Here is a 6,107-nt window from a genome sequence, read left to right as displayed (position 1 = left end):
TCCCCCGCTGCGCGGGAGAGGGAGAACACACCGCGGGGGCGAGGTTCCGAGCCTGAGCCGATCACTTTCGCACTTTCGCACTTTCGCACTCGCACTTCGCACCCCGCACTTCGCACTTCGCACTTTCTCACCGTCCGATCTCCACCCGCACGTACTCCGGGAACGGCTGGATCGTCTCCAGATCGTGCTCGAACAGCACCAGCTCGCCCTCGCGGGCCACCTCCTTGAAGCCGCCGAAGCGGTAGGTGACCTCCATCATCCGGTTGCGGCCGTTGGGCTTGAACTCGGCGCGCAGCTTCACCCCGGCTGCCTTCGCCTCGCTCATGACGTGGCTCATCATGATGGTGCCCACCCCGCGCGACATCACCCGGCAGCTCATCAGCAGCAGCTTGAGCGTCCAGTACTCCGGGGACGTCTTCTCCACCAGCGCCAGCCCGATCTTCCCGTAGGTGCCGTACCTGTCCTCCAGGCCGGCGACCAGGAGGATGTGGTCGGGAGAGGCGCGGAAGGCGTTCAGCTCGTCGTAGCCGTAGGTGTAGCCGGTGGTGTTGAGCTGGTTGGTGCGGACGGTCAGCTCCTCGGCGCGCTGCAGGTCGTCTTCGCTGCAGGGCGCCAGGGTGAAGCGCATGTCCAGCGTGCGCAGGAAGTCCTCCGACGGGCCGTGGAACGACTCCTCGGCGCGGTTGCGCTCGATGTCGGCCTGGTACATCCGCCGGCGGTTGCGGCTGTCCTCGGTGATGAACTCAGGGTTCAGCTCCGGCCGGCCGAGCAGGTCCGCCAGGTCGGCGGCGTCCAGCGTGCGCACGGCCGGGCAGGCGAAGGCCACCTCCTCGCGCTCGAACGGCTGGTCGTCGATGAAGAGGAAGGTGTCGAGGCCGATGTTCAGCTTCCGCGCGATGGCCGCGACGTTCTCGCCCTTGGCGTTCCAGTTGATGTGCGGGTACAGGAAGTACTCGGCGATGCCGAGCGCCTCCAGCCGCGCCATGGCCCGGTCGTGGTCGTTGCGGCTGGCGACGGACTGCAGGATGCCGCGCTGGTCCAGCTCGCGCAGGATCTCCGCGATGCCGGGGCGCAGCTCCACGTTCTCGTCTTCCAGGAGGATCCCGTCCCACACCGTGTGGTCCAGGTCCCAGACGACGCACTTCACGCCCCTGGGCTTCTTGCCTTCCTTCGCGCCTTCGGCGTTCACGGCGTCCTCTGTCATCGCCTCGCTCATCGATCGTCTTCGTCGTCTACGGTCCGCGCCGGGTCAGCGGCGTTACGAAACGCTGTCATCCTGAGGGCGCTGCTCCGGACCCGCGTCGGCACGGAAGCTGTCGCGCCCGAAGGATCTGCGGGTTGGGACTGCGCGTCAGGCTGTCTCACGCTCGGACCCGGCCGCAGATCCTTCGTCGCCGCCCGAGCTTCGGTTCATTCCGCTGGTTCCGCGCGGCGGCTCCTCAGGATGACAGCCCTGGGCCGTGGTTCGGAACCCCCTCCCGCCATTCAGCCCTACTGCGCCATCAGCGCCTCCGCCTCCTCGTCGGAAAGCGTCTCCAGCTCGGCGATGATGGCGTCTTCCACCAGCCGGGCGAAGCGGGCGATGGTCGGCGCCTCGAAGATGGCCTGCAGCGGCAGCTCCAGCTGGAACATGTCGCGCACGCGGGCCACGATCTGCGTCGCCAGCAGCGAGTGGCCGCCCAGGCCGAAGAAGTCGTCGTGGATGCCGATGCGCTCGATCCCCAGCAGCTCCTGCCAGAGCGCGGCGAGCTTCTCCTCCAGCTCGTCGCCCGGCGCGTGGTACTCGGTGTCCAGCTCCGGGCGCTCGTACAGCGTCCCGGCCGCGGCGGGGGTCTCCTGCTTCTTCGCGTCGGCCGCGCGCATGCGCTCCTCGATCTCCACCGGAGAGACCAGCAGCTGCGGCTCGCCGGCCAGCGCCAGCACGGCGGCGAGCGCGGCGCCCACCTCCGTCAGCGCGATGCCGGTCCCGTCGCCCGTGGCCACGTCCTCCTCGGGCGCCCAGCGGTCCCAGGCGACGCTCGTCCAGCGCGTGCCGCCCTCGCGCGCGTGCACCGCGGCGAAGGCGTCGGCCAGCGCGTTGGCGGCCGCCTGGCGCACCCGGCCCACGCTCCCCAGCACGCCCGCGAGGGAGGACTCGATCAGGCAGAAGTCCGGCGCGCGCTCGCCCAGCGCGGCGGCCAGGGCGCGCAACTCGTCCTCGATCGCGGCGACTTCGGCGGCCCATTCGGCCGGGCGCGCCTCGGCGATCGACGCAGGCTCGGCGGCGTGGCCCTGCTCGGGCGAGTAGACGATGCCGTCCAGCCGGCCGAAGCGGGCCTCGGCCCGCCGCAGCGCGTCCTCCACCCCGGCGGCGCTCGTCGGATCGTCGGTGACGGCGAGCACCTCCGCGCCGGCCGCCTCCAGCGCGTGCACCAGCGCGCCGTCGACGAAGCGCCCGGCCAGCGCGATGCGGGCGCCGGGGACGCGGGCGATCTCGCCGGCGAGGAAGCCGCTGCGCGACTCCAGCCCGCCGATCAGCAGGTAGGCGCCGCCTTCCTTCAGGCGCGCACCGGCGGCCGCCGCGCGCACCGGGCGGAAGCCGCGCGCCCAGCGGTGCCGGCCCCGGTACGCCGCCACCTGCTCGCCGCCCCCGGACAGGACTTCCGCGGCCAGGCGGGCGGCGAGGTCGGCCTCCTCGCGGCTCCCGGCGGCGGGGCGGACGACGTCCACCGCGCGGGTGCGGAGCGCCGGGTACTCCAGCGCCGCCGTCCGCGCGCCGGCCGGCAGCGCCGCGGCGCGCGGGTCCAGCGGCTCGTCGCCGGTGACCTCCTGCGCGCCCGCCGTCACCACCACCAGCTCCGCCCCGCCGTGCGCCGCGAGCGCGTCCGCCAGCAGGAGCAGCGACCCGAACGCCGCGCCCGGATCGCCGTCGGCCGCGCGCGCGTCGACGACGGTCTCGGGGCGGAAGCCGGCCGACAGCGCTTCCATCAGCGCGCGGTGGTCTTCGCGCGAGTCGCCGCGCAGGGTGAACGATCTCCCGTCACCCGCGAAGCGGTCCCCCGCGCGGGCGGCGGCGGCCTGGCACCCCGCGCGCTCCAGCGCCGCCGCGAGCGCATCGCCCAGCGGGCCGGCGGTGAGGACGAGGACGTGTTTCGCCGCGGCGTCCGCGGGCGGCGCCGGATGCTGCGTGCGCGTCCAGGTGGGGACGTGCGTCCAGTCCGCCGGGTCGGGCGAGCGGCCGCGCTTCGGTCCGGACTCGGCGGAGGCGTCTTCCGCCGGGGGCTCGATCCAGTAGCGCTGCCGCTCCCACGGGTAGGTGGGCAGGCGCACGCGCCGGCGCCGCTCGCCGCCGCGGAACGCCTGCCAGTCCGGCTGCACGCCCGCGAGCCAGAGCCGGCCGAGCGCTTCCAGCAGGAACTGCTGGTCCGGCTTGCGGTCGTATGCGTAGCGGAGGGACGGGACCACCGCCGCGGGCGGGTCCGCGTCCGCCGGGCGCTGGCGGACGAAGGTGGAGAGCGTCTGCCCGGGGCCGACTTCGAGGAGGACGCGGCCGGGCTCCTTCAGCAACTCGGAGATCCCCTCCGCGAAGCGCACGGTGCCCAGCAGGTGGCGCGTCCAGTAGCGCGCGTCGGTGGCCTCCGCGTCGGTGATCCACGTTCCCGTGACGTTGGAGATCATCGGGATCGCCGGCGGGCGCAGGCGCACGCGGGAGACGCGCCCGGCCAGCTCCTCCGCGACGGGCTGCATCATCGGCGAGTGGAAGGCGTGCGTGGTCGCCAGGCGCCGCGCGACGACGCCGGCCGCCTCCAGCCGCGCGCGCACCTGCTCCACCGCCTCCTCCGGCCCGGCGACGACGGTGAGGCCGGGCGCGTTCACCGTCGCGATCCCGACGCCCGGCGCCAGGTACGGACGGACCGCCTCGGGGTCGCGGGAGACGGCGAGCATGGCGCCGCCGGGGAGCCGCTGGATCATCCGCGCGCGGTCGGCCACCAGCGCCAGCGCGTCGTCCAGCGGCAGGATCCCGGCGACGCACGCCGCGGCGTACTCGCCCAGCGAGTGCCCGATCACCGCCTCGGGGACGATCCCCCAGCTCATCCACAGCCGCGCCAGCGCGTAGTCGACCACGAAGACGGCGGGCTGCGCCAGCTCGGTGCGGTTCAGCCGCTCCGCGTCGGGATCGGTCGACGCCGCCCGGCCGAGCATCCGCTTGAAGTCGACGCCGCCGGAGACGGGCGCGTCGGAGGGCGCCTCGCCGGGGAAGAGGACTTCGCGCAGGTCGAGTCCGAGATGCGGCCTGAGCAGCTCGGCGCAGCGGTCCACTTCGGCGCGGAAGACGGGCTCCGCCTCGTACAGTCCGCGCGCCATGTCCGGGTAGTGGTCGCCCAGCCCGGGGAAGAGGAACGCCACCGACCGGCTCCCGCCCTCGGCCAGCCCCGACGCGGTCCGCTCGGGGTGGCGCTCCGCGAGCAGCTTCGCCGCGTCCTCCCCCTCGCGCACGACGAGCGTGCGCCGGTGCGGGAAGGCACGCCGCCCCTCGCGCAGCGTGAAGGCGACGTCCGCGAGCGGCAGGTCGGGGTGGCTCGACAGGTGGTCCGCCAGCCGGTCCGCCGCCGCGTCCAGTGCCTGCGGAGAACGCGCGGAGAGGGCGAGGAGCTGCCACGGGCGCGAGGGGCCGGACGGCTCCGGCGCCGGCGCCTCTTCGAGGACCACGTGCGCGTTCGTCCCGCCGATGCCGAACGACGACACGCCCGCGCGGCGCGGCACCCCGTCCGGCGTCTCCCACGGCTGCAGCTTCGCGGCGATGTAGAACGGGCCGCCGGCGAGGTCGAGCTTCGGGTTCGGCGCCTGGAAGTGCACCGTAGGCGGGATCTCCCGGTGCTCCAGCGCCAGCACGGTCTTGATGAGCCCGGCCACGCCCGCCGCCGAGTCCAGGTGGCCCAGGTTCGTCTTCACCGAGCCGACGGCGCAGGATCCCGCGCGGTCCGTGCGGGCGCGGTAGGCGCGGGTGAGCGCGGCGACCTCGATGGTGTCGCCCAGCTCGGTGGCCGAGCCGTGCGCCTCGACGTAGGTCACCGTCGACGGGTCGACGTCCGCCGCCGCCAGCGCCTCGACGATCACCGACGACTGGCCCTCGACGCCCGGCGCCGTGTAGGCCACCTTCGCCGCGCCGTCGTTGTTGATGGCCGAGCCCCGGATCACCGCGCGCACCGGGTCGCCGTCGCGGAGCGCGTCGGAGAGGCGCTTCAGCACCACCACGCCCACGCCGCTCCCCGAGAGCGTCCCGCCCGAGCGCGCGTCGAAGGCGCGGCAGTGCCCGTCGGGCGACACGATGCTGCCGGGCGCCCAGAGGTAGCCGGTGTCCTGCGGCACGTTGACGGAGGCGCCGCCGGCCAGCGCCAGGTCGCTCTCGCCGTTCAGCAGGCTCTGCACGGCCAGGTGCACGGCGACGAGCGAGGTGGAGCAGGCGGTCTGCACGTTCACGCTGGGGCCGCGCAGGTCCAGCTTGTACGAGGTGCGCGTGGCCAGGAAGTCCTTGCCGCTGGCCAGGCTGGACGCCAGGGGGCCGATCGAGGCCATCAGCTCCAGGTTGGGAAGGACGTGGCGCTCGGTGTAGCCGCTGTGCCCGGCGCCGGCGTAGACGCCCACGCGCCCCCGGACGGTCTCGGGGGCGTAGCCGGCGTCTTCCAGCGCCTCCCAGGCGCACTCCAGGAAGATGCGGTGCCCCGGCTCCAGCAGCTCGGCCTCGCGCGGCGAGTAGCCCCAGAAGCCGGCGTCGAAGTGCTGCACGTCGCGCAGCCTGCCGGCGGACTTCACGTAGTCGGGGTTGGCGAGCAGCTCGTCGGGGACGCCGGCCGCGCGCAGCTCGTCGTCGGTGAAGTGGGTGATCGACTCCACTCCCTCGCGCAGGTTGCGCCAGAAGCCCTCCAGGTCGTCCGCCCCCGGGAAGCGCCCCGCCATGCCGATGACCGCGACGTCGAAGTCGCCGCCGCGCGCGTCGTCGGCCGACGTGCCGTCAGGCTGCATCTCGTCGAACTGCTCGCTCATCGCTGAATCCTCTTGTATGTCCGTCACAGTGGTCGATTCTCGGAACTGCACGACTGCCACTTCGGGGCGTTGCGACTGACTTT

General features: G+C 73.7%; 2 protein-coding genes. Both read right to left on the bottom strand.

Annotated elements, in window-relative coordinates; genetic code table 11:
- Positions 1-127 precede the first annotated feature (127 nt).
- Entirely contained in the window at positions 128-1,204 is a 1,077-nt protein-coding gene (locus VF746_29725; GenBank protein ID HEX8696635.1) for an HAD-IIIC family phosphatase, read from the bottom strand.
- 287 nt (positions 1,205-1,491) lie between these two features.
- Positions 1,492-6,024 carry a beta-ketoacyl synthase N-terminal-like domain-containing protein gene (locus tag VF746_29720; GenBank protein ID HEX8696634.1) on the bottom strand — a complete coding sequence of 1,511 codons (4,533 nt, stop codon included), beginning with the start codon at positions 6,022-6,024 and terminating at the stop codon, positions 1,492-1,494.
- Between the last annotated feature and the right edge of the window lie 83 nt (positions 6,025-6,107).

The organism is Longimicrobium sp. (genome assembly GCA_036389795.1).
Taxonomy (GTDB): domain Bacteria; phylum Gemmatimonadota; class Gemmatimonadetes; order Longimicrobiales; family Longimicrobiaceae; genus Longimicrobium.
Note: the sequence above shows the minus strand (reverse complement) of the source record. Positions and strands in the feature narration are given on the sequence as shown.

Coding starts and splice junctions, on each gene's coding strand:
- VF746_29725 (HEX8696635.1), bottom strand. CDS start 1,204: ATGACAGAGGACGCCGTGAACGCCGAAGGCGCGAAGGAAGGCAAGAAG.
- VF746_29720 (HEX8696634.1), bottom strand. CDS start 6,024: ATGAGCGAGCAGTTCGACGAGATGCAGCCTGACGGCACGTCGGCCGAC.